General features: G+C 48.6%; 20 protein-coding genes. 7 read left to right on the top strand and 13 right to left on the bottom strand.

From position 1 onward, the window contains the following. Positions 1-27: 27 nt before the first annotated feature. The 4 genes from DWU89_RS00600 to DWU89_RS00580 form a co-directional block, all read right to left on the bottom strand. Positions 28-2,520, bottom strand: coding sequence for a S9 family peptidase (locus DWU89_RS00600; protein ID WP_115497758.1), 2,493 nt, complete (start codon positions 2,518-2,520; stop codon positions 28-30). Positions 2,521-2,532: 12 nt separating this feature from the next. Continuing rightward, positions 2,533-3,117, bottom strand: coding sequence for a class I SAM-dependent methyltransferase (locus DWU89_RS00595; protein ID WP_115497757.1), 585 nt, complete (start codon positions 3,115-3,117; stop codon positions 2,533-2,535). After that, positions 3,114-3,923 carry a 4-(cytidine 5'-diphospho)-2-C-methyl-D-erythritol kinase gene (ispE, locus tag DWU89_RS00590; protein WP_115497756.1) on the bottom strand — a complete coding sequence of 270 codons (810 nt, stop codon included), beginning with the start codon at positions 3,921-3,923 and terminating at the stop codon, positions 3,114-3,116. Before ispE ends, DWU89_RS00595 begins: the two co-directional genes overlap by 4 nt. Before the next feature lie 628 nt (positions 3,924-4,551). Next, positions 4,552-5,679 (bottom strand): 6-bladed beta-propeller, encoded by a 1,128-nt coding sequence (locus tag DWU89_RS00580; RefSeq protein WP_115497754.1) that lies wholly within the window; start codon positions 5,677-5,679, stop codon positions 4,552-4,554. A 184-nt stretch (positions 5,680-5,863) separates the two neighbouring features. Between DWU89_RS00580 and potA the strand changes: the two genes are divergently transcribed. The 6 genes from potA to DWU89_RS00550 all read left to right on the top strand — a co-directional run bounded on the left by potA (position 5,864) and on the right by DWU89_RS00550 (position 11,915). Continuing rightward, a complete protein-coding gene (potA, locus tag DWU89_RS00575; RefSeq protein ID WP_115497753.1) occupies positions 5,864-7,273 on the top strand; it encodes a polyamine ABC transporter ATP-binding protein in 1,410 nt (469 codons plus the stop codon). A gap of 16 nt (positions 7,274-7,289) precedes the next feature. Next, positions 7,290-8,063 carry an ABC transporter permease gene (locus tag DWU89_RS00570; protein WP_115497752.1) on the top strand — a complete coding sequence of 258 codons (774 nt, stop codon included), beginning with the start codon at positions 7,290-7,292 and terminating at the stop codon, positions 8,061-8,063. Then, complete coding sequence (locus DWU89_RS00565; protein ID WP_115497751.1) at positions 8,060-8,848, top strand: ABC transporter permease; 789 nt, start codon at positions 8,060-8,062, stop codon at positions 8,846-8,848. Before DWU89_RS00570 ends, DWU89_RS00565 begins: the two co-directional genes overlap by 4 nt. Positions 8,849-8,865: 17 nt before the next feature. Continuing rightward, complete coding sequence (locus tag DWU89_RS00560) at positions 8,866-10,194, top strand: ABC transporter substrate-binding protein (protein WP_115497750.1); 1,329 nt, start codon at positions 8,866-8,868, stop codon at positions 10,192-10,194. Between the two features lie 38 nt (positions 10,195-10,232). Beyond that, the gene (locus DWU89_RS00555; RefSeq protein ID WP_115497749.1) at positions 10,233-10,847 is read left to right on the top strand and encodes an HAD family hydrolase; all 615 of its coding nucleotides are present in this window, start codon (positions 10,233-10,235) and stop codon (positions 10,845-10,847) included. A gap of 90 nt (positions 10,848-10,937) precedes the next feature. Then, positions 10,938-11,915 (top strand): FimB/Mfa2 family fimbrial subunit, encoded by a 978-nt coding sequence (locus DWU89_RS00550; RefSeq protein WP_115497748.1) that lies wholly within the window; start codon positions 10,938-10,940, stop codon positions 11,913-11,915. 9 nt (positions 11,916-11,924) lie between these two features. On the opposite strand, the gene DWU89_RS00545 is transcribed toward DWU89_RS00550, so the two are convergent. The 6 genes from DWU89_RS00545 to DWU89_RS00520 all read right to left on the bottom strand — a co-directional run bounded on the left by DWU89_RS00545 (position 11,925) and on the right by DWU89_RS00520 (position 17,929). Further along, positions 11,925-12,611, bottom strand: a complete 687-nt coding sequence (locus tag DWU89_RS00545) for a queuosine precursor transporter (RefSeq protein ID WP_115497747.1) — start codon at positions 12,609-12,611, stop codon at positions 11,925-11,927. A gap of 111 nt (positions 12,612-12,722) precedes the next feature. Next, positions 12,723-13,373, bottom strand: coding sequence for a DUF2490 domain-containing protein (locus tag DWU89_RS00540; protein ID WP_115497746.1), 651 nt, complete (start codon positions 13,371-13,373; stop codon positions 12,723-12,725). 66 nt (positions 13,374-13,439) lie between these two features. Further along, positions 13,440-14,189, bottom strand: a complete 750-nt coding sequence (locus tag DWU89_RS00535; protein WP_115497745.1) for a LytR/AlgR family response regulator transcription factor — start codon at positions 14,187-14,189, stop codon at positions 13,440-13,442. Further along, a complete protein-coding gene (locus DWU89_RS00530) occupies positions 14,186-15,316 on the bottom strand; it encodes a sensor histidine kinase (RefSeq protein WP_115497744.1) in 1,131 nt (376 codons plus the stop codon). Before DWU89_RS00530 ends, DWU89_RS00535 begins: the two co-directional genes overlap by 4 nt. 178 nt (positions 15,317-15,494) lie before the next feature. Continuing rightward, positions 15,495-17,036 (bottom strand): ClC family H(+)/Cl(-) exchange transporter, encoded by a 1,542-nt coding sequence (locus DWU89_RS00525; protein WP_115497743.1) that lies wholly within the window; start codon positions 17,034-17,036, stop codon positions 15,495-15,497. 32 nt (positions 17,037-17,068) lie between these two features. Next, positions 17,069-17,929: a hypothetical protein gene (locus DWU89_RS00520; RefSeq protein ID WP_115497742.1), complete on the bottom strand. Its 861-nt coding sequence runs from the start codon at positions 17,927-17,929 to the stop codon at positions 17,069-17,071. Positions 17,930-18,021: 92 nt separating this feature from the next. Between DWU89_RS00520 and DWU89_RS00515 the strand changes: the two genes are divergently transcribed. After that, on the top strand, positions 18,022-18,936 hold the full coding sequence (locus DWU89_RS00515; RefSeq protein ID WP_115497741.1) for a ThuA domain-containing protein: 915 nt from the start codon (positions 18,022-18,024) through the stop codon (positions 18,934-18,936). A gap of 89 nt (positions 18,937-19,025) precedes the next feature. Here the strand turns inward: DWU89_RS00515 and cysK are convergent, their stop codons facing one another. Genes cysK through DWU89_RS00500 form a run of 3 tightly spaced genes read right to left on the bottom strand, consistent with a single transcriptional unit; the run spans position 19,026 to position 22,332 of the window. Beyond that, complete coding sequence (gene cysK, locus DWU89_RS00510; RefSeq protein WP_115497740.1) at positions 19,026-19,976, bottom strand: cysteine synthase A; 951 nt, start codon at positions 19,974-19,976, stop codon at positions 19,026-19,028. Positions 19,977-20,002: 26 nt separating this feature from the next. Then, positions 20,003-21,103, bottom strand: coding sequence for an isochorismate synthase (locus DWU89_RS00505; protein ID WP_115497739.1), 1,101 nt, complete (start codon positions 21,101-21,103; stop codon positions 20,003-20,005). Beyond that, entirely contained in the window at positions 21,100-22,332 is a 1,233-nt protein-coding gene (locus DWU89_RS00500; protein WP_115497738.1) for a Cof-type HAD-IIB family hydrolase, read from the bottom strand. Before DWU89_RS00500 ends, DWU89_RS00505 begins: the two co-directional genes overlap by 4 nt. Positions 22,333-22,363 lie beyond the last annotated feature (31 nt).

The following is a 22,363-nucleotide window of genomic DNA, read 5'->3' as shown; positions in this document are numbered from 1 at the left end:
TTTTCCCTTTAGATGTACCTTTTTGGTTTATAGATGTCTTTCCGGATAAAGAGCGTCCCACCATTGCGGTTCGTCTTTCAGGTATTTGGCAAACCAGGCGAAGATCGTGTTCTGCCATTCCAGCCGTTTCTTATAATCGGCCACTCCGTGGTTCTCGCCGTCTACCTGAACAAACTCAACTGTCTTTCCAAGTATCTTCAACGCCAGGAACATCTGGATGCTTTCGCCGATAGGAACGTTTGTATCTGCATTGCCGTGGAGCAGCAGGAGCGGAGTTTTGATCTTGTCGGCATTGAACAGCGGACTGTGTCGGGTGAAGAACTCCGGATTATTCCAGGGATAAGTGCCCGTATTGGCAACCGAGCAATATCCGTATCCCCAATATCCTTCGCCCCAGTAACTGCTCAGGGCACTGATGCCGGCATGGCTGACGGCGGCGGCAAACAGATCGGTTTTGGTTTGCAGATACTGGGTCATGAAACCACCGTAGCTGGCGCCTGCACAACCGATCTTTTTCGGATTGACGAAGGAATGTTCCTTGCAGAATTGCTCCGTGCCCTGGATGATCTCGTCGGCAGTCTTGGTTCCCCACGCATTGACGTGGCGGGCTGCAAATTCCTGTCCGAAGCCGGTTGTTCCGCTTGGATTCAGTGTATAGACCACATAGCCGAGAGCAGCGTACATATGCATGGAATAGCTAAATTCCAGCGCGCGGTTCGTCGGGGATGTACCTCCATAATAATAGACGATCATCGGATATTTCTTTGCCGCATCGAAATTGGGCGGGAGGTAGTAGCGTCCCTGGATCACGGTTCCGTCGGCAGAGGTAAAGTTCCAGTCATGGACTTCGCCGAACTTGACGTCTTTCAGCTTGTCGGCAGACAGGTCGTAGATCAGCTGGTTCTTATTGCTCTTCGTATTATAGCAGTACAGGCGGTTGGCATTGGATACGCTCTGGCCGTAATAGTACATCACCGGGGCGGCTTCGGCCAACGAATAGTTGTAAATCACATCTTCCGGCAGGTCTATCCGGCGAATCTTCCCGTTTGCCGGATTGCAGGTATAGACACGCTGGTAATCCTGGTCTTCCGTCAGCATATAGATTTGTCCGTCATACTTGCTCCACTGTGCGGTCGTGACGTTCGGATTGAAGTCTTTGGTAAGCGCTTTCGCTTTCCGGGTTGCCGGATCATACAGGAAAATCTGTCCGTCGTATGTGTTGGAGATTTGTCCTTCCTGGATGTTCAGACCGATATTGTCGAAAGCGTTACCGGAGCCGAACACCAGCAGTTGTTTGCCGTCCGGCGAGAAAGTGGCTGCGTTGATGTATTTGGCGCCTTCCCACAATGTGTCGACGGCCATTGTCTGCAAGTCCAGTTTATACATCGAGTTGCTTGAGCTGGGCAGCGCAGTGTAATCTTGTTCACTGGTGCTGAACAGCAGGTAACGGCTGTCTGCACTTACATCGTTGATGAACGTGTTGTTATGCCCGTATGTCAACTGTTCGTACAAGCCGGTCTGAAGGTCGTAACGCCAGATGAAATAGCGGTTACGGAAACCGGGCAGGCGGTCGTTCGGCTCCAGTATGCGGAGCATGTCCGGCCCGTCTTTCGGTCCTTCCTCCTGGATCGTGTAGAGCAGAGTCTTTTCGTCCGGCGTAAAGCTGAAACTTCCTTCCGGCAGGTTTTCAGCCAGGACTTCTTCCTGCATGGTGGCAGGATCTACGGTGACCAGCTCGCTTCCGTTCAATCCCGTACGGGTGAAATACATTTTATTGCTGGTCGGCATCCAGTCGGCACTCAGGATAAAACCCTTGTCCTGCAGCAATACACGTCCGGTTGCCGCGTCCCGCAGTTGGGCATACTGTTCGCTCTTGCCGCCTTCCATGCGGGTATAGTATTTTACCAATACATATTTACCGTTCGGGGAGACGCTTGTCCCGCGAAACTGTGTTCCTTCGAGGATGTCGCGCGAGGTATATCGTTTCTCCGGATCGAGGGACGCTGTAACCTGAGCCTCTTCTTCACTTTTAAAAAGCGCTTTCAGCGTGGAGGGGCAAGTGTCGGTCTCTGCAGTCAGATATTTCACTACCACTTCATAGCGGTGCGGTTCCAGCGTCAGCTCGGAAGTTGCACCGACCAGTTTGTTGTTGACAAATACCTCGAATGTGCCCGGGCCGGATACCTCTAATGATCCTTTTGTGTAGCGGTCACTGTTCAGGTAGAAAGAGTAAAGATGCAAGGCATATCCTTTTTCGGGGGCAGGAACGGTGATCAGTCCTGCCGTGTCTGCATCGATAACGGTTGCATTACTCAACGCCCGGTCGAACGGGACAGTCGACTTGACCAGGTTTTTTGCTTCGAAAGGTTTGCCGTTGACGTTCAGGCTGTCTGTTAGGATGGGCTTGTTCACCGGAACAGGGCCGGCATGAAGGTACTGCATCACCTTGACGTCGTCCGCAGCTTGTGCCGCGAAAGCCGAGAAGAGGAGTACCGGGATAAGTTTAATCTTTTGATTCATATTTGTGTATGTTTATAATGTTTGTTTACGTGTAGCGCTAATCATATAGAGTCGCTCGTTGTCTTCGGCCTTATTCACGGTGAAGAAAGGGGACAACATGCCGGCCAATTCTTCCACCGGAGGCAATCCTTCGGATAGCTTTCCGGCGTGTTTATCATGATGGCCGTTGATCTTGTGACGGCTTTCACTGTGGCAAATCACCAGTTCACCCCCTGCCGTAAGTAGTCCGGCGAGGTGGGAGATGAGCTTCTCCGGTTCCGGAAAATGGGGAAAGACACTGTAGGCAATGATATAGTCAAACGACTCTCCCTGAAGATCCAACACGTCCGCACAACGGAAATCGACAACCGGTGTCGCATACTTGCTTCGTGCCTTTTCAATCATGCCCGGCGATATGTCGACTCCGACAATCCGTTGCGGAGAATAAGGCAGGAGATAACTTTCCAATACTCCCGTGCCGCATCCCACATCCAGGATACGAAGCCCCTTCCGGAGTCCGGTGTTTTGCAGGATATGGTTCAGCTTCTCCGGATCATGCGTGCACAATTCGTCCCAGCGGTCTGCCAGGGTATCGAAGAATTCCGCTATTTTATTCATGGCAATTGTCCCTCCCAGACAAAACAATCCGGGAACAATCCTTTCAATCCGGTTGCTTCCCTGAACAGTCCGAAGACGGATGAACCGGAACCGGACATCGAGGCATACAGCGCACCTTCCCTGTAAAGCATCTCTTTTATTTCGCTGATCACCGGATATTTAGGGAAAACGCTCTTTTCAAAATCGTTTATCATCAGTTCTTTCCAGTCCGTCACCGGTTTTTCGGCAATCTCTTTTAGCGAGACATGGGGCGCTTGCGGCGTTACGTTTGCATAGGCTTCGGGTGTGGAGACTGCTACATCCGGTTTCACCAGGCAAAGGTGGTAACCTTTCAACGACAATTTCACCGGCTCGAATATGTTCCCCGTGCCGGAAGCAAATACCGGTGTATTGCGGATAAAGAACGGGCAGTCCGCTCCAATAGAGGATGCTAACTTTTCCAGCTCCTCCTGCGAAATATCCAATTTGCAATAATCATTGAGCAGCTTCAGCATAAAAGCGGCATCGGCCGATCCTCCGCCCAGTCCGGCCCCGAAAGGGATTGCTTTCAACAGATGGACATTCAATTCAGGAATTTCGTACCGGCTTTTCAGCAGATTCATCGCTTTTATTACCAGGTTCTTTTCTGCCGGGGCATCGACGGGAATCCCGGTCTGCGTGAAGGAAAAACTGTCGGCTCCGACTATTTCCAGTGCATCTTTCACCGGAACCGGATAGAAAATAGTTTCGATATTATGGTAGCCGTCCGGGCGCTTGCTTACGACATTCAGTCCCAGATTTATTTTGGCATTAGGAAAACAGATCATAACTGATTCATTTTAATATAATCGACAAATGTAAGTAATTCTGAAAACTTTTTCACACAAACCGCTTTTTTATTGGGATTGCCTGGGGGGCTTATTGTATAAAACGCGTTTTTCAGGCTCAAAAAGCATCCGAAACAAAACAAATGTTAATCCGCTTTTTTGACCTCAAAAAAGGACTTTGTACTCTTTCCCGGGAGTCTTTAGGCAGGGAAGTCAACCTTTATTTCATTTTCGAGGTACTTTATCGCCATGAAGACGGTCGCCGTACCCTATGAAGACGGTCGCCATTCCAATGAAGACGGTCGCGAGGGCGATGAAGACGGTCGTCGTGGCGACAAGCTCCCGGAACTTCCTTTGCATATTTGAGACGCAGTCCGTCTTTGTTTTGCTACAGGCGATTCTCCGGGAGTTAAGCTTTATCACTTTGTCGGCGTTTCCGTCTTTCGGCAATCAAAAAGAGCGTTTTTTAGAACGGGCTGCGCACCTCACCTCATCTGTTGTCAGATAAAAAGGCCAAAACCCTGAAAAGAGTCAATCCAAAATCGATCAAGATTTCGGACGAAATAGAAAAATAGCATCAAAAGGGGGTTATTGTATTAAACGACATGAACTGTCCTGTCGCTTATTACTATAATTCCATTACGACCAGAACCGGATTATCATCTTCCTCTACTCCCGGGACTTTTCCTTCAGCAGCTGTTGCTGCATCGATATAGGAGATAACCGTATTGCCATTAATATAGATATTTCTTGTATCTATCCGTACCTTTTTCCCGGAAGGAAGGCATAAAGGCAAGCCCCATTCTCCTTTTTCATTTGAAAAACGTGATATTATTTCATTATTAGTCTGGTCCCATACTTCATAAAAGAAATGGTTTTCCCGCAAATAGGCAATCAGATAATAGCCCGGTATGGAGGATAACCACATGCTCCGGATATAAGGTGAACCACTGGTAGTCATCTCCATCGGTTTCTTCGCTTCTTCTTCGGGAAGTTTGTATTCTCCTTTTTTAAAGATACAGAGAGGTTGTAAACCGGTTCCGTTGATGGTAAATACCGTGTCTTCGTTTACATAATGGACAATTGCTTGGTCTCGGTTTCGGCAGAAATTAAGTTGCCAGGTCATACACATACGTTCCATTTCTGTTAAAGATGTATCTGTAGGAAACATACCTTCCCGGATATTCAATTCTTTATCGGTAATATACAGTCTATAAGGCGCATCGTTTTGACCTTTGGCTACGGTGTAATTGTCGGAGATGAAAAGAGGGGTGGTGATCTCTTTATCTTTCAGGAAAATCTCCTGTTTCATGTTTCCATCCAGGTCATAAACAATATATTTATTAGCTCTTTGGTCGAAAACCCGGATGGTTGATTCTTGCGGGTTGACATGTACGTATGCGATCGTGGTATATTCACCGGGGCCTTGTCCCTTCTTTGAAAAAGAATGGATCACTTTCCCGTTTTTATCAGTACAGAAGATTGTACTGGTTCTATGATCGACCACACAGTAGAAATCTTTGCCGCTATATACTGGCTGGGCCGATGCGAAGAGAAGGTCGGATGTACTCGATATGGGGATATAGGTGATATGTTTAGTGATGCTGTTCCAGGTAAATGTGTCCGGAACATGCTTTGTGATAGCTTCACCTAAATCGAAGGCGGGAAGAGGTGTTTCTTTTTTTTCAGGATTCATCTTGCATCCGGTACTTATTGACAGGAAGACTAAGACAATGGCGAATGGGATCGTTTTCATAATGTTTGTGTATTATTTGTAGTACAGGCAAAATTAGGAAAAGAAATTGGATTGCGAAGTCTGGACAACAAAATAGTTTATTTCTCAATTCTCGATTTTCAATTTATTACTATACCTTTGTGCCGCTTTAGGCAAGAAAAATCGGAATATGTTTAATCTGTATTGGTAAAAAGAGGTATAGTCTATGCAAAAGTCTGACTGCATCATTGGTGTAGAGCATGTCTCGAAGTTTTTCGGGGACAAGGCCGTATTGAATGATGTCAATTTGTCTGTCCGTAAGGGCGAGTTCGTAACTATTCTGGGGCCGTCCGGTTGTGGAAAGACGACGTTGTTGCGTCTGATTGCCGGATTTCAGACCGCTTCGGAGGGTGTGATCACCATTGCGGGAAAGGAAATCACGCAAACGCCTCCTCATAAACGCCCGGTCAATACCGTATTCCAGAAGTATGCCCTTTTTCCTCACTTGAATGTCTTCAATAATATTGCTTTCGGGCTGAAGTTGAAGAAGCTGCCGGCTGCCGTTATTGAAAAGAAAGTGAAGCAAGCGTTGAAAATGGTGGGGATGACCGATTACGAGGACCGCGATGTCGATTCCCTTTCCGGCGGGCAACAGCAGCGTGTAGCCATTGCCCGTGCCATCGTGAATGAACCGGAGGTGCTTTTGCTGGACGAACCGTTGGCGGCTCTCGACCTCAAGATGCGTAAGGATATGCAGATGGAGCTGAAAGAGATGCATAAATCCTTAGGGATAACCTTTATTTATGTTACCCACGACCAGGAAGAGGCGCTTACCCTGAGCGATACCATCGTGGTGATGAGTGAAGGAAAGATACAGCAGATCGGGACACCGATCGACATCTATAACGAACCGATCAACTCGTTCGTTGCCGACTTCATCGGCGAGAGCAATATCCTGAACGGGTTGATGATTAAAGACAAATCGGTTTCTTTTGCCGGACACGAGTTCGAGTGTGTTGACGAAGGTTTCGGTGAACATACACCGGTGGACGTCGTGATCCGTCCGGAAGACATTTATATATTCGAACCTTCGGAAGCGGCAATGCTTACCGGAACGGTTACTTCCTCCATCTTTAAAGGTGTTCATTATGAAATGATGGTACAGACGCCCGAAGGCTTTGAGTTCATGGTACAGGATTACCATTGCTTTGACGCCGGACAGGAAGTCGGTTTATTGGTAAAGCCGTTCGACATCCATGTGATGAAGAAGGAACGTGTCTGCAATACGTTCGAAGGAAAAATGATCGACACTACACATGTGGAGTTCTTAGGATGTACGTTCGAATGCAAGGAAGTGTCCGGTATCGAACCCGAGACTCCAGTCCGGGTGGAGATCGGCTTCGGAGATGTCATCCTGGAAGATAATGAGGAAGACGGACGTCTGACCGGTGAAGTTAAGTTTATCCTGTATAAAGGCAACCATTATCACCTGACGGTGTTTACCGACTGGGACGAGGATATCTTTGTCGATACGAACGATGTCTGGGACGACGGCGACCGGGTCGGCATCACAATCGCACCCGAAAATATACGGATTGTTCAATCTAATAATAAGGAAGGAAGTGATAATAAGTAAAATTTCGTCTTTTTTCATGCGGCGCAGGAACTGGACGATTCCCTATGCCCTGTTTCTGGCTGTCTTTGTGGTGATGCCTTTGTTGCTGATCGTGCTCTATGCTTTCACAGATGCCGACGGCGCTTTCACCTTTGCCAATTTCCGTAAGTTTATGATTCATCCCGAGGCTATCAATACGTTTGTGTATTCGATCGGGATTGCTATTATCACGACATTGGCCTGTCTGGTTCTGGGTTATCCGGCGGCTTATATCCTGAGCCATGAGCGTTTCAATACTTCCCGTACGATGGTCGTTCTTTTTATCCTGCCGATGTGGGTGAATATCCTGATCCGTACGCTGGCAACCGTGGCGCTGTTCGACTTCCTGAACCTGCCGTTGGGAGAGGGGGCGTTGGTGTTCGGTATGGTCTATAACTTCCTTCCGTTTATGATTTATCCGATTTATAATACGTTGCAGAAGATGGATCGCAGCCTGATCGAGGCGGCGCAGGATTTGGGGGCGAATCCCTTTCAGGTCTTTATGAAGACGATCCTGCCGCTATCCATGCCCGGTGTAATGAGCGGGATCGTGATGGTCTTTATGCCGACTGTCTCTACTTTTGCCATTGCCGAGTTGCTGACGATGAATAATATCAAACTGTTCGGTACGACCGTGCAGGAGAATATCTATAACGGTATGTGGAACTATGGGGCGGCGCTTTCCCTGATCATGTTGTTGCTCATCGGCGTTACCATTCTCTTTACCAATGAAGAGGACAACGCTTCTAACGAAGGAGGAGGTGTGATATGATGACGAAGTTAATGGCGAAAGGATACCTTTGGCTCCTGTTGGTGCTGCTCTATTCCCCGATTCTGATTATCATGATTTTCTCGTTCACCGAAGCCAAGGTGCTGGGGAACTGGACGGGATTTTCAACCAAACTGTATAGTTCGTTGTTTACAGGCGGTGTACAACGTTCGTTAGTGAGCGCTCTTTGGAATACGTTTGCGATTGCAATGATTGCAGCAACCGTTTCCACACTGTTAGGCAGTATTGCGGCAATCGGGATTTTTAACCTGCGGTCACGGACGCGTCAGGTGATGAATTTCGCAAATGCCATCCCGATGATGAACGCCGATATCATTACGGGTGTTTCCCTCTTCCTGCTGTTTGTGAGCTTTGGCGTTTCGCAGGGCTTTACGACAGTCGTATTGGCGCATATCACGTTCTGTACTCCCTATGTGGTGCTGAGTGTGATGCCGCGCTTGAAGAAGATGAACCAGAATGTCTATGAGGCGGCGCTCGATTTGGGAGCAACGCCTTTCCAGGCATTGCGCAAGGTGATATTACCGGAGATACGCCCGGGAATGATCAGCGGTTTTATACTTGCTTTTACGCTTTCGATCGACGATTTTGCCGTAACAATCTTTACGATCGGCAATGAAGGATTGGAAACTCTCTCGACCTTTATTTATGCGGATGCCCGTAAAGGCGGATTGACTCCCGAACTGCGTCCGTTGTCGACGATTATCTTCGTGACGGTACTCGTCCTTCTGATTGTGATTAATAAACGGGCGGAGAAATCCGAAAGCTAATAAAGGGAAAACAGGAAATGAACAGATTATTAAAAATAGCAACAGGGCTGATTCTCTTTTTAGGCATCATGTCTTCATGCGGACGTTCGGAGGAAGAACGCAGCCATATCCTGAAAGTCTATAACTGGGCGGACTATATCGACGAAGATGTCCTGGCCGAGTTCCCCGCCTGGTATAAGGAACAGACCGGCGAGGATATCCGCATCATCTATCAAGTATTCGATATCAATGAAATCATGTTGACCAAGATTGAGCGCGGGCATGAGGATTTCGACTTGATCTGTCCCTCCGAATATATCATCGAGCGGATGTTAAAGAAGAACCTGCTCGTCCCGATAGACCGGAACTTCGGTAAGACACCGGACTATCTGGATAACGTCTCTCCTTATATCCGGGAACAGTTGAACAAACTGAGCCAACCGGGAAGGAAAACGACTGATTATGTCGTGCCCTATATGTGGGGAACGGCGGGCCTGCTGTATAACAAGAAGTTTGTTACCGAAGATATTGTCGAGAGCTGGGAATGCCTTTGGGACCCCAAATACAAGAATAAGATCCTGATGAAGGACAGTTACCGTGACGCCTATGGTACGGCTATTATCTATGCCCACGCGAAAGAGTTAGCAGACGGAACGGTGACAGTCGAACAACTGATGAACGATAACTCTCTCGAAGCGATTGCCATTGCAGAGGACTATCTCAAAAAGATGAAACCGAATATCGCCGGTTGGGAAGCTGACTTCGGTAAGGAGATGATGACGAAAAACAAGGCTTGGCTCAACTTTACCTGGAGCGGCGATGCAGTTTGGGCAATGGAGGAAGCGGAGGCGGTCGGTGTGGAGCTGGACTACGAGGTTCCCCGCGAAGGCAGTAATATCTGGTACGACGGCTGGGCAATCCCAAAATATGCCCGCAATGTGAAGGCAGCCAGTTATTTTATTGATTATCTTTGTCGTCCGGATGTGGCTTTGCGTAATATGGATGCAATCGGTTATGTCAGTGCCATCGCCACTCCCGAGATATTGGAAGCCAAGATCGATTCGACTGTGGAGAAGGTTTCCGACCTGAGCTATTTCTTTGGTCCGGGGGCCGACAGCATCCGGATCAATCCGGTGCAATATCCCGACCGGCAGGTGGTGGAACGTTGTGCCATGATCCGGGATTTCGGAGACAGGACGGAACTGGTGCTCGAGATGTGGAGTCGTGTAAAGGGCGATAACCTGAATACAGGAATCGTATTATTAATATTTGCCGTATTCGGTGTTTTGTTCGTATGGTTGGTATATCGCAGGATACGTGAATATAAACAGCGGAAACGCCACCACAGGCGCCGTCGCCGCTGGTAAACAGGGAAGGGGATAAGTTTCCGCATAAGGAGTATAATATGGAAGGCATTAAGAATTTGATTATTGATTTTGGCGGTGTGATTATCAATCTCACCCGTAACCGCTGCATTGAAGCGTTCGAGAGTCTGGGTGTCCAGGATATCCGGGAACAGATCGTAAACAACTATCAGCATAAGGATCTCTTTATGCAGGTGGAGATCGGTTCCATTACAAGCGTCGGATTCCGTGACGGTATCCGTCGCTTGTCCGGACAGGCGCTGACGGACGAACAGATCGATGCCGCCTGGATTGCGATGCTCGACGATGTACCCGATTATAAGCTGAATCTGCTGCTCGACCTCCGTAAACATTATAACACGATGCTGCTCAGTAACACGAATGAAATCCATTGGGAATGGTCCGAGCGGACTTGCTTTTCTTATAAAGGCCACCATGTATCCGATTTTTTCAACCGCATCTACCTCTCCTATAAGCTCCACATGCTGAAACCGAATGCCGATATCTTCGAATATGTCTTACAGGATGCCGGGATAAAACCCGAAGAAACCCTGTTCATCGACGACGCCACGCCCAACTGCCGCACCGCAGAATCATTAGGGCTTCATACCTACACGCCGGAACCTCGCGAAGACTGGTCTTTCCTGTTTAAGTAACGCCGGGTACTGTTAATTCGCCTTATTCTAAAAACCAAATAGCAGGTTAGCTGTTTAATAAGCACAAATCTAAACAAACATTTGGTGATTATGAATAAGATGGTTTTTTATGTGCTGTTGCTGGCCCTGTTTCTGGGTAGTTGTTCAAAAGATGATGACTGCCGATGTGTGAATAATGACGATCTGATCAGTCCGGAACTGGCAGAAATGACGGTCACATCCGGTGGTCAGACTACTTCATTTACCGGCGTTTTGATGGTCTATCCTTGTTCGGAAGACACCAGCCTTTATTATGGGAATTATGCAAGTAATGGAACTTTAATGCCGGTCAACGCGACATATAGCATAAAAGATGGTTCTATCTATAAAGCGCCGGTTCCTGTCAGGCTTCCTTTAGGGAATTATAATTTCCTGTACTGGGGTTTATCCAAGAATAGCCAGACCGACTCTGTATATGCTGCCGCTGCCATCAGAGAACCGGGGTTGCGCCTGGGGGCTAATTTATCCGGATTATATATGACTTTATATCTGAATAATTATTCTGATACGACTTATATGCCGGTTTACGATTTCCTGCATGCCGTAAGCCCGATCAAGGTGGGTACCGACAAGATGCGGGCAACCCTGAAGCATGCCTCGGCCGGTTTGAGAGTAACGTTGACTAATAAAAACGGTACGAAGATGGATTCCAGTATCGCATCCGCCCGCATTCTGATTGGCAATATCGCATCCCAACTGGATTATTATACAGCCGAACCCAGCGATTTCACCAAGACGATCGCTTTCCCACTGAGTATGTCTGCCGACAGCCTTTCGATGTCAGCCAATTCAACTGTGATGGTTTTCCCATCTTCTGCCAATCCTCCGCTCACAATCTTACTGACGTTAAAGAATGGACAGGTAAAACATTTCCGGAAGCCGCTAACAGATGCTTTGACTGCCGGAAACCGCTTAAATCTCAGTATTACCTTGGGTGATCTGTATTCCGAAGAGACCTCTGCCGACGGTTTTGAGGTGGAGAACTGGACGGAAAGTACCGAGATAATCGATTTTCCCCCTACGATATAGTCCCCGGGTTTAAATATCCTTTACCCTCAATATATTGTACGATGTCCCCACATCGTACACATCATTCCCGTCAACCTTCTTGATGTATTTCACTACACGGATGGTGACGGGAAGGATTATTACTTCGTAGAGCGACTTCAAGACCGCCTGCGTTCCGATCATGATGAACAGTTCGCCGGCCGGAATCAATCCGGCGAAGGCAATCGGGAAAAAGATCAATGAGTCGGCACTCTCACCGACAAGCGTAGAGGCGATGGCACGCAACGAGAAATTCTTTCCGGCGGAAGCGATTTTCATTTTACTCATCACGTAAGCATTCAGGAACGAACCGACCAAAAAGGCTATCAGGCTGGCAATAGCGATACGCGGTGCCATGCCGAATACAAAGTTAAACCCTTCTTCGCCCTCCCAAAACGGGGCTGCCGGCAACATAACGGCCAGTTGTGCAAACCCGATTACCAGGAAGTTGGAGGCGAATCCGCTCCATATAATCAGACGTGCTTTTTTGAATCCCCACACTTCGGCAATACAGTCGTTGATGATATAGGAAATCGGGAATACGATCAGTCCGGCGGTAGCGGTGATCCCGAATACCTGGACTACTTTGGTTTCTAACAGGTTGGAAGCTACCAGGCAGATGTTGAACAGGATGCCCAACAGCATGAACGGTACGGTTACAGTAGATGTCTTCTGCATAATTCTTGTTTTTAACGAGGTTTATCAAGCACTCGGTGAATAAATAATAAGAAAAAGGATTGCTTTTTCAGGCGGCAAAGATAGTAATTTATTTCCTGATTGATCGCAATATTAGAACCGGTGTGAATAGGTCAGCCCGATCGCGTGGCGGTAGTTGACCGGATCGTAGACATTAAACGTATGGTAACGGTAGTACAGCTGCAAATTGTTTTTGGGGTTCATCCGGTAGTCGCAACCTGTAGAGTAACGAATTTTGTCGGCGCGCATCTTCCCTTTATAACCCGTATTATTAAATGGTTCGATATAGACAAACGGCTCGAATCCCGAAGAGGCGATGCGATAGGAAAGTGTGAGCATACTGCGCAGGTAGTTGGTCGGATGCAGGCATCCCTTTTTATAAGTACTTTGGAAGCGTTCCCGAAGGGCGATTTTGAATGCCCCGAACCGGTGTGAGCCGGATGCATACAGGTAATAACGGTTGCGTACCTCTTCCGAAGCCTTATACCGCACCAGCGACATATAACCTGCACCCGCCCGCAGGTTCGGCAGGATACGGTAATTAATTTCCCCTGTGGAGAGAAACCAGCCGGCTTCCCGGAAATCATCACGGGGACGGACATCTTCTTCCAGCAGGAATGAAAACCGTTTGTATATTTTCCCGGATAAGCTGACCTTAAAAGCGACACCGGCGCCCTCCATAGCAAAAAGCGGGGGAAACAGGAACAGGAGCAAAAGGGTGAAACAGCAAATAAATACTTTCATGGCAGCATATGGCGTTTGTTATTCCGACAAAAGTATAAAATAATGGAGTCAATGCCTATAGTTGCCTTATAATTTCCCTAAATAATGTTTTTCCAGGTATTCGTTGAACTTATCCTTGTATTGATTGCCGATGGGAATGTAAGTATCCTTGCCGTATATGATGCGGTTGTTCGCTACGGCCGTTATTTTTTCGAGGTTGACGATATAGGAACGGTGGACGCGCATAAACAGGCTTGCCGGAAGCCGCTCTTCCAGTTTCTTCATGCTCAGCAACGTCATGATCGGCTTTTGTTCTTCCAGGAAGATACGGATGTATTCGTTCTGGCTTTCCATATAGATAATCTTATTCATGTCCAGCCGGATCATTTTATAGTCAGCTTTGATAAACAGATTGAGGCTTTCTTTTTCAGCCGGTGTTTCCTGTACGGAGGGCGTGGAAGGAAGCTGTACTTTCGACTGAAGCTCGTACTGGTGCAACGCTTTGTTGGCAGCCGTAAGAAATTCGTTGTAACCGAATGGTTTCAGCAGATAGTCGAGGGCATTCACCCGGAATCCTTCTATGGCATACTCCGTATAAGCGGTTGTAAAGATAACGATAGGCCGGTTCACTAACGACTTGACAAAATCGACCCCGTTCAGGTCGGGCATGTTGATGTCGGCAAAGATCAGGTCGACAGGTTCCCGTGCCAATAGATCGAGTGCTTCAAGCGCACTGTTGCAGGCCTTGACCAGTTCCAGGAAAGGGACTTTCTGTATATATCCTGTCAGCTGTATGAGTGCCAGGGGCTCGTCGTCAATAGTTATGCATCGTATCATAATTGTATGGGGATTATCAGAAGTACGCGATATTGATTGTCTTTATTCTCAATGTGCAATGTGTAATTCGTATTATAAAGCAGATGGAGACGTTTGCGGGTGTTTTCCAATCCGAAGCCTGCCTCCTGTGCCTTTTGCGTATCGAAGTTACTGTTTACGAACAGGCAATGCAACTCCTGCTCTTTTATCTCCATCGAGAGGTGGATAAAAGAGGCTTTCCGGTAGCTGATGCCATGCTTGAAAGCATTTTCCAAAAATGAGATGAAGAGCAGCGGCGGGATTTGTGTATCCGGAATCTGTTCGGGCAGGGAGACACGGATATCGACCTGTTCCGTGTATCTGATCTTCATCAACTCGATGTAATTCGAGAGGAAATGAATCTCTTTCTCGAGTGGGACGGAAGGAAGGGATGCCTCGTATAGGACATATCGCATGATCTTCGATAATTCCAAAACGGTCTGCTGGGCCTTTTCCTTGTCTATATCGATCAGTGCATGAATATTGTTCAGCGTATTCATGAAGAAATGCGGGTTGATCTGGTGTTTCAGATAAGCCAGTTCCGTCTCCGAGGTCTGTTTTTCCAAATCCTTCATCCGATGGTCGTCACGGATGGACTTGAAGAGGAACTTAATAGCCACGTTCAGTCCTATAATCAACAGGATTGTCGGAATATGGAAATGGAAAAGTAGAGGAAACCAGAATCCTCTCATCGGGCGGTCTTCCGGCCTGAACTGGGGAGCCGGCATGGATGGAGCCGGAGGACGCTGTCCCGATATCATTTGTTCCGGTTGCCGGTTTTCCCAGGGAGGACGATTGGGCATATCCCGGTTAGGTCTGTTATAGACACAGACGGTCACAGTCAATGCGATCGCACAAAGGGTGAACAGCAAATATAGCCATGATTTCTTACGGATCAGCAGGAACGGGAGCAGGACGTAGTTGTTAACCAGGAATAATATCAGGAGCGGGCAGACCATTTTCCATGCATAAATAGTCGCTTTCCAGTCAATTCCGGATGAGTTTTCTGTCGCATTAAAATCCCATATAGGCGCGATCAGCACCACTACCCAAATAATCAGGTAGATGAGATTTTCCAATAGCCGGAGCCTGCGTTCCTGTCTTTCCATATCTGTCAGAATTTATACGGGTAACCGGTATCTCTGTCCGTATCCTGCAAAGGTACGTAAAAACACACCGGGCAATATAAGCCGTTCGCTAATATTTTGCCGGAAACGAATGTAGGGGCTTATTGTGAGAAGAGAAAAACAAATCAATGAACGGGGGCTTTTTACCTGTAGAAAGCCTTTAGTGGATATTAGCCATACTCACTAACGGCTCATACAGCTTTTCTATATCCTGGGCGTCCAGTTCGATCGTGAGCTGGTCGCCGGGGAGAATGGTTTGGCCGGCGGGAGAGATGTCTTTATGGTCGCGGTGGATATTTTGGATTACGCAATGGTTGGGCAGTTCGAGTGTGTCAACGTCTTTCCCGTCGAAGTAAGCGCCTGCCATGATTTCGATATTCAGGATCAGTCGTTTCTGTTCACGGAAGACCGGCTTATTGATCATCTCTTCGTAGAACATGACGTTGAACGGCTTTATCTCCAGCAGTTCCGTGAAATAATAGGTGAGGCCTCCGACCACGATGGAAGGATAGAACACCTCGAAATGTGCAGTTATCTCCGTGATAAGTATGATTGCCGTGATAGGCGTACGGACAACGGCAATCAGGAATGCAGCCATTCCGATCAGCATGACATAGCTTACATTCTCCATCCCGATCACGCCATGCTGCACCAACACGAGAGCGAACAGTTTGCCGATCAGTCCGCCTGTCACCAGTGTCGGAATGAAACTTCCTCCCGGTAAGCCTGAAGAGAAGGAAAAAACGGTAAACACCATATGAAGGAGCATCATGCCGGCAATCCAGTAAATATTGTTGTTGCCCCCTTCCGCCTGTTGCATCAGAAACTGTTCACCTCCGCCCGTCAGGTCGGTTATTGTCAGCGAGATGACGTAAGCCATGACCAGAAGGGCCAACAGTTTGATGTATTCCGGTTGCCGGATAGCCGGATACATACGTTTGGCATAGAGCATCAGGAGGGAATAGAACTTACCGAAAACCGATACGATAACCGCAAAGAGTAGATATAGCTTTATATGTAGCCCTAACGCAAGATCAGGGACAATGGCTTGTATCTCGTGATACGGGTTGATCGGGAAGATAGTGCTCGCAATCGTTCCGGCGACGACACCTGCCAGAATCGTTGTAATGGCTGTTTTGGGTGCATCGAAACGTTCGATCGACTCGATAACTAAGGTGGCTGCTGCAAGAGGTGCTGCGAAAGCGGCAGCTAACCCGGCACCTGCGCCTGCTGCAAGAAGCTGTTTGCGTTCTCCGCTCAGGATATGTCCCCATTTGCTAACCAGATCTCCGATGTAGGAACCCATCTGTACGGAAGGGCCTTCACGGCCCATCGACAATCCGCTGCTGAGTGTCAGGACACCGCCGGTAAATTTGGCCAGCAATTGCCGGAGGGAATGCTTATATTCGATCCGTCCGTTGATGGCCCCGCGTGTTTGGGAAATGCCTCCGCCCGATATGTACGGCCATCGCCTGACCAGCCAGGCGACAAAGCAAAGTAGTCCCCACAAGGCAAGGAACAAGGCTACATGATAATACCAGGGAGGGGAAGAGCGGAAGAACTCTTTCCGCATATCGAAGAATAGTTGCAGCAAATAGTGATAGGGCACTGCCACCAGTCCGGTCAGCAGCCCCACGATCAGGCTCACGAAATAGAGCCTGGCGTCTACCAGTTTCAGCTTTACTATCCGATTAACCTTCATTCCCCTTTAAACAAGGGAGCGTTCCGGTTGGTTTAGAAGCAGCGGATATATCCTAACGAATAGGTTTCATAGAGGTTGTCTTTCATTCCGTGTGTGTAGCGGAAAGAGATAATGTTCTTCTTAATCTCATATCTCAGGTTGTTTCGCCAATGGATGGGGCGGTCGCCATTGTTTTCATATCCGTAGAAACCTGCCAGGTTGGTAGCGAGCGTAAATCCCCGGTACTTGCCTGTGAAACCGACTCCGTATGAGATTGCGTCGTTCTGCCGGTGTACCATGTCGTTCGTCATCCAGCAGTAGAAGCCCGCCAATGCCTGCATACGGATCGACGCTTTTCCGTCTGTGCTTTTCCAAAGGTTTCGTCCGACGTTTACATCGAACCAATAAGAGGCGGCATCCGTAAAACGGGCATCGCACAAACGTCCGCCACTGGCTGTCTTGATATTGGCGCTGACAACAGCATCCACCCATTTCTCACTACTCAGGACTTGAAAGAAGGAACTGATGACAATATCGCCATTATATTTGATAGGGCTTTCCGTCTCTACGGCAAAACGTTCGTCGCGTGTCTCCGGCGTCATCTTATATTTTTCCTTGAAGCACCAGTTTATTTCTATTCCGGCGCGTCCCCGGAAGAACGGCAACAAGGCGCGTCCTATTATATCCGAGGTCTTATCGCCTGTATAATAATGATATTCGCCCCGCACTTCCACTTCATAGCGCTGGCTGACCTGTCCGTCCCTCATTTCCGGAATCGGGAATGCATTCGGACCGAAATAACGAGGGGAGTAAATAAGCAGTTTCGTTTTGTCGCGCCAATCATCGGCATGGCAATCAAGTGCTGAAAATAGAATTACAAGTGCAATCAGTAGTGTTTGAGATAGATATTTCATATAGAGGGTTCTTTTCTTTCGGCAACAAAAGTACATATTTCATATTGATTTACTACATTTGTCTCATACAAATCTTTAAACCATAGAATACCATGAGACATTTACACTTAGGAAAGCTCTTATTAGTAGTTTTTTCCCTTCTGTTAGCCTGTACGGTTTCAGCGCGTAAACCGATTAAAACATTATTAATCACCGGACAAAACAACCATAATTGGCAAGTGAGCCATGTCGTGTTGAAGCAGATATTGGAGAACTCCGGCCGTTTTGATGTCGACTTTGCAGTCTCTCCCGGGCAGGGAAAAGATATGTCCGGTTTTGTGCTCGATTTCACCCCTTACCAGTTAGTTGTGTTGGATTATAACGGCGATTCGTGGCCGGAAGAAACAAACCGACGCTTTCTGGAGTTTGTGCAGAACGGCGGAGGTGTCGTGATTTATCATGCCGCCGATAATGCTTTCTCCAAATGGCCGGAATTTAATAAGATTTGCGCTCTGGGCGGTTGGGAAGGCCGTAATGAGAATGCAGGTCCTTATGTCTATTGGCAGGATGGCAAATTGATCAAGGACAGTTCGGCAGGCGTAGGCGGTTCGCACGGACGCCAGCATGAATATGTATTGAACGGCCGTAACAAAGTACATCCGATCGTAAAAGGCTTGCCCGTGAAATGGCGTCATGCCCAGGACGAACTCTACGACCGCATGCGTGGCCCCGGCAACATCCAGGATATTCTATACACCGCTTATTCGGAGAAAGAAACGAATGGCTCCGGACGCGAAGAACCGCTGGTCTTTACGGTCGATTACGGCAACGCCCGTATTTTCCATACAATGCTCGGCCATGCCGGTCCGACGCCGGAAGATAACATCGCCATGCAGTGCACCGGTTTCCAGGTCCTTTTGCTTCGCGGTGCCGAATGGGCTGCTACCGGCAAGGTGACACAGAAAGTCCCGAAAGACTTCCCGACGGAGACAAGTTGCTCTCTTCGTAAGAACTACAAAGAGAATTGATAATTGACAATGGACAATTGACAATTAAAGAAACGATCATCAAAGTTATTCAAATTGTCAATTGTCAATTGTCAATTGTCCATTGTCAATTAAAGAAGCGGATATTCTTCGAACGCATACAAGACCGTCGAAAGATATCTTTCTCCCGTATCGGGCAGTAATGCGACAATCGTTTTTTCTTCATTTTCCGGCAGCCGGGCCAGTTGGAGAGCGGCATATACGGCAGCGCCGGATGAGATGCCAACCAGCAGACCTTCTTTTTGTGCCAGTTCGCGGGATGTGCGGATCGCATCGTCTCCTTCTACTTGGATGATTTCATCGACAACCGTACCGTCATAAGCTTTGGGGATAAAGCCGGCGCCGATTCCCTGAATCTTATGCGGTCCCGGTTTGCCGCCGGAGAGGACAGGCGAGTCACTTGGCTCGACGGCAACGATCTTGATGTTCGGATTGTGGGCTTTCAGGCCTTTGCCGACACCGCTGACAGTTCCGCCCGTTCCGACACCGGCCACAAAGATATCGACCTGACCGTCTGTGTCGCGCCAGATTTCCTGTGCGGTCGTTTTTACGTGCTGTGCCGGGTTTGCCGGGTTCTCAAACTGCTGCAAGATGATGGAGCCCGGTGTGCTGTCGCGCAGAGCCTCCGCTTTCGCGATAGCTCCTTTCATCCCTTCCGTTCCGGGAGTGAGAACGAGGTTTGCACCCAATGCCTTCAACAGGTTACGCCGTTCGAGGCTCATGGTTTCGGGCATTGTCAGGATCAGCTTGTAACCTTTCGCCGCCGAGACGAAAGCCAGTCCGACACCTGTGTTTCCGCTGGTCGGCTCTATGATGGTTGCGCCCGGTTTCAGGAGCCCTTTTTCTTCTGCATCTTCTATCATGGCGAGCGCCACGCGGTCTTTCACGCTTCCTGCCGGATTGAAATATTCCAGCTTGCCGATTACTTTTGCTTTCAGCCCTTTACTTGCGTTAAAGTTAGAGAACTCCAACAGCGGTGTGTTACCGACGAGGTCGGTCAGCTTTTTTGCTATGTGTGCCATACGAATTATGAATTAAGAATTATGAATTATATTTCCAGCAACCGTTTCATGGTTTGCATTTTCGCTTCTGTTTCCAGCCATTCGCTTTCCGGCTCGGAAGAGGCGAGAATGCCGCCGCCTGCATACAAAACAAGCGTATTGGCAAGGATGTTCATGCAGCGTAGGTTTACATACAGGTCGCTTCTGCCTTCGGGAGCCAGAAGGCCGATAAAACCGGAATAGTAGCTCCGGTCGTAGCCCTCATTCTCCCGGATGAAACGGTATGCTTCTTCTTTTGGTAATCCGCAGACTGCCGGTGTGGGATGCAGTCGTTTCAACAGGTCGCCCAGCTTTCTATTGTCGGGCAGGGGAAAGCTGAAATCACTTTTCAGATGCGCCAACTCCCCGGCGCGAACCGGAGACGGTGCTGACTCTTCCGGCTTGATGCCTAATGCGTGTAGCTGTTTGCGGATGTAGAATGCCACGTATTCCTGTTCCTCCCTGTTTTTGTCGTCCCATTCCGTCGGCAACTCTCCGTCTTGAAGCGGCTGTGTCCCGGCAAGGGCCACCGTGTGCCATTCGCCCTTTTCCCCGGAGAGGATGATTTCGGGCGTGCAGCCGAGCCAGGTTCCTGTTGCCGGCGTATGGCAAAGGTAAACATATGAATACCGATACCGCTTGATAGCCTCGTAGAACGTGGCGGCAGGCGAGAAGGAGAGCGGCTGTCCGTCCACGACCTGATGGCGCGACAGGACGAGTTTGTCGAATGCCTTCTTGCGGAGCGGTTCGATAAAGAGGTTGAAGCGATATGCGTAGTCTTCCTTGTCATTTCCCACTGTTGGCACGGTTGTGCCATGCCGGTGACACGGTTGTGTCATGGTATTGGCACGGTTGTGCCATGCCGATGGCACAACGGTTGTGTCGGGGCGGATCAGGACAATCGGATGCTGTTCGCTGACATGGAACGGAGCGATGACGAAACCGCTTTGCCCGTCCAGTTCCTCGATGTTATAGAGAAGACGTGCAGAACCGGAGGTCTGCATGGCGAAACGGGGCGATTCTCCCGGTATGCGCCAGAGTGCAAAACTCCGGTTCTCGTTGATTAATGCGTCTATTATATGGCAAGTGCTGATTTCGTCGGGAGTCATTTCTTCTTTAATATACTGTTGACCACGCGGATGGATGATACCAGTTTGTCGGTTGATGTAAAGACATCCACATTCCATACGTGCGAGGAGCGACCTTTGTGAATGATGGTTCCGACGGCACGGACCGTGTCTCCTTCGTGGGCGGACGACATATGGTTGCCGCTGACCTGCATGCCGACAACGATCTCGTCCGGCTTTGCCAGGATCATCGAACCCAGTCCGGCAACCGTTTCAGCCAGTGCAAGCGTTGCGCCGCCGTGCAGGATTCCGAAAGGCTGGCGCGTACGTTCGTCCACGGGCATCGTTGCTTCCACACGGTCTTCCGATGCGTAGGTGTATTGGATGCCGAGGTTGCCCATCAAGGCATGCTTGGCGCGCATATTGAGCTGGTCGAGCGGAACTTCGGTCGGACGTATTTCCGCCAGGATTGCTTTTTCTACGGCAAAGGCGACACCGTCTTCTTCGTTGGTGAGCGTCGTATTGTCCACACAGGCCTTCACCGAATCTTGTGCGTTGCCCATTGCGATGCCGACACCGGCCAACTGCAACATCGTTACGTCGCAAACGCCGTCGCCCATGGCAATCACTTCTTCCGGACGAATCTCCAATTTGGTCATCAACACGCCTAACGTGTTTCCTTTGTCTATAAACTGGGGCACGACCTCAAGGAAATAGGGTTCCGAGCGGAAAGCTTCCAAGACTCCGTCCAGCCGTTTCTTCCAATGGTTTTCCAGTCCTATCAGCGCCTCTTCGTCATCGCTTGCCAGCATACATTTGCAGGGGGCGAAGTCGACGGCTTCGGCAAAGTTATCGACACCGATAATCTGCATCTTGTTCAGGTTTGCTTCCTGGATGACATACTTGTTGTCCGGCTTATCCGTCAGGATAAAGTCCTTGTGATAGGTGAAGATGGCAAAGTCGTTTTTCTTCGCTTTCTTCTCGAAATAGGGAATCCATTCCGGATCGATACGTTTCTCAAATAGAAGTTCGCCGGTCTGCGCGTTGATGATCTGACCGCCGTTGTAGGAAAGGATATAACCTCCGTAATGATTCAGTTCCAGCTTTTCAGCGATGGGCATGACGCCATTTGTCGGTCTTCCTGATGCCAATACGATATGTACGCCCATTTGCTGTACCTTCAACAGGGCAGCTTGGGTACGGGGACTGATCTCTTTGTTATTGTTGAGCAGCGTCCCGTCTACGTCGAGAACTAATAATTTATACTTCATGGCCTCTCTGTATTTTTTGTTAATGATACAA

Origin of the sequence: Parabacteroides acidifaciens (genome assembly GCF_003363715.1) — a bacterium.
Taxonomy (GTDB): domain Bacteria; phylum Bacteroidota; class Bacteroidia; order Bacteroidales; family Tannerellaceae; genus Parabacteroides; species Parabacteroides acidifaciens.
This window is presented reverse-complemented; position numbering and strand designations above follow the sequence as displayed.

Bases quoted from the DNA above. Each gene is read 5' to 3' on its own strand.
- DWU89_RS00520 (WP_115497742.1), bottom strand. From the start codon at position 17,929: ATGAAATATCTATCTCAAACACTACTGATTGCACTTGTAATTCTATTT.
- ispE (WP_115497756.1), bottom strand. From the start codon at position 3,923: ATGATCTGTTTTCCTAATGCCAAAATAAATCTGGGACTGAATGTCGTA.
- DWU89_RS00595 (WP_115497757.1), bottom strand. From the start codon at position 3,117: ATGAATAAAATAGCGGAATTCTTCGATACCCTGGCAGACCGCTGGGAC.
- DWU89_RS00525 (WP_115497743.1), bottom strand. From the start codon at position 17,036: ATGAAGGTTAATCGGATAGTAAAGCTGAAACTGGTAGACGCCAGGCTC.
- DWU89_RS00560 (WP_115497750.1), top strand. From the start codon at position 8,866: ATGAACAGATTATTAAAAATAGCAACAGGGCTGATTCTCTTTTTAGGC.
- DWU89_RS00530 (WP_115497744.1), bottom strand. From the start codon at position 15,316: ATGGAAAGACAGGAACGCAGGCTCCGGCTATTGGAAAATCTCATCTAC.
- DWU89_RS00505 (WP_115497739.1), bottom strand. From the start codon at position 21,103: ATGACTCCCGACGAAATCAGCACTTGCCATATAATAGACGCATTAATC.
- DWU89_RS00545 (WP_115497747.1), bottom strand. From the start codon at position 12,611: ATGCAGAAGACATCTACTGTAACCGTACCGTTCATGCTGTTGGGCATC.
- DWU89_RS00580 (WP_115497754.1), bottom strand. From the start codon at position 5,679: ATGAAAACGATCCCATTCGCCATTGTCTTAGTCTTCCTGTCAATAAGT.
- potA (WP_115497753.1), top strand. From the start codon at position 5,864: ATGCAAAAGTCTGACTGCATCATTGGTGTAGAGCATGTCTCGAAGTTT.
- cysK (WP_115497740.1), bottom strand. From the start codon at position 19,976: ATGGCACACATAGCAAAAAAGCTGACCGACCTCGTCGGTAACACACCG.
- DWU89_RS00550 (WP_115497748.1), top strand. From the start codon at position 10,938: ATGAATAAGATGGTTTTTTATGTGCTGTTGCTGGCCCTGTTTCTGGGT.
- DWU89_RS00535 (WP_115497745.1), bottom strand. From the start codon at position 14,189: ATGATACGATGCATAACTATTGACGACGAGCCCCTGGCACTCATACAG.
- DWU89_RS00515 (WP_115497741.1), top strand. From the start codon at position 18,022: ATGAGACATTTACACTTAGGAAAGCTCTTATTAGTAGTTTTTTCCCTT.
- DWU89_RS00540 (WP_115497746.1), bottom strand. From the start codon at position 13,373: ATGAAAGTATTTATTTGCTGTTTCACCCTTTTGCTCCTGTTCCTGTTT.
- DWU89_RS00565 (WP_115497751.1), top strand. From the start codon at position 8,060: ATGATGACGAAGTTAATGGCGAAAGGATACCTTTGGCTCCTGTTGGTG.
- DWU89_RS00555 (WP_115497749.1), top strand. From the start codon at position 10,233: ATGGAAGGCATTAAGAATTTGATTATTGATTTTGGCGGTGTGATTATC.
- DWU89_RS00500 (WP_115497738.1), bottom strand. From the start codon at position 22,332: ATGAAGTATAAATTATTAGTTCTCGACGTAGACGGGACGCTGCTCAAC.
- DWU89_RS00600 (WP_115497758.1), bottom strand. From the start codon at position 2,520: ATGAATCAAAAGATTAAACTTATCCCGGTACTCCTCTTCTCGGCTTTC.
- DWU89_RS00570 (WP_115497752.1), top strand. From the start codon at position 7,290: ATGCGGCGCAGGAACTGGACGATTCCCTATGCCCTGTTTCTGGCTGTC.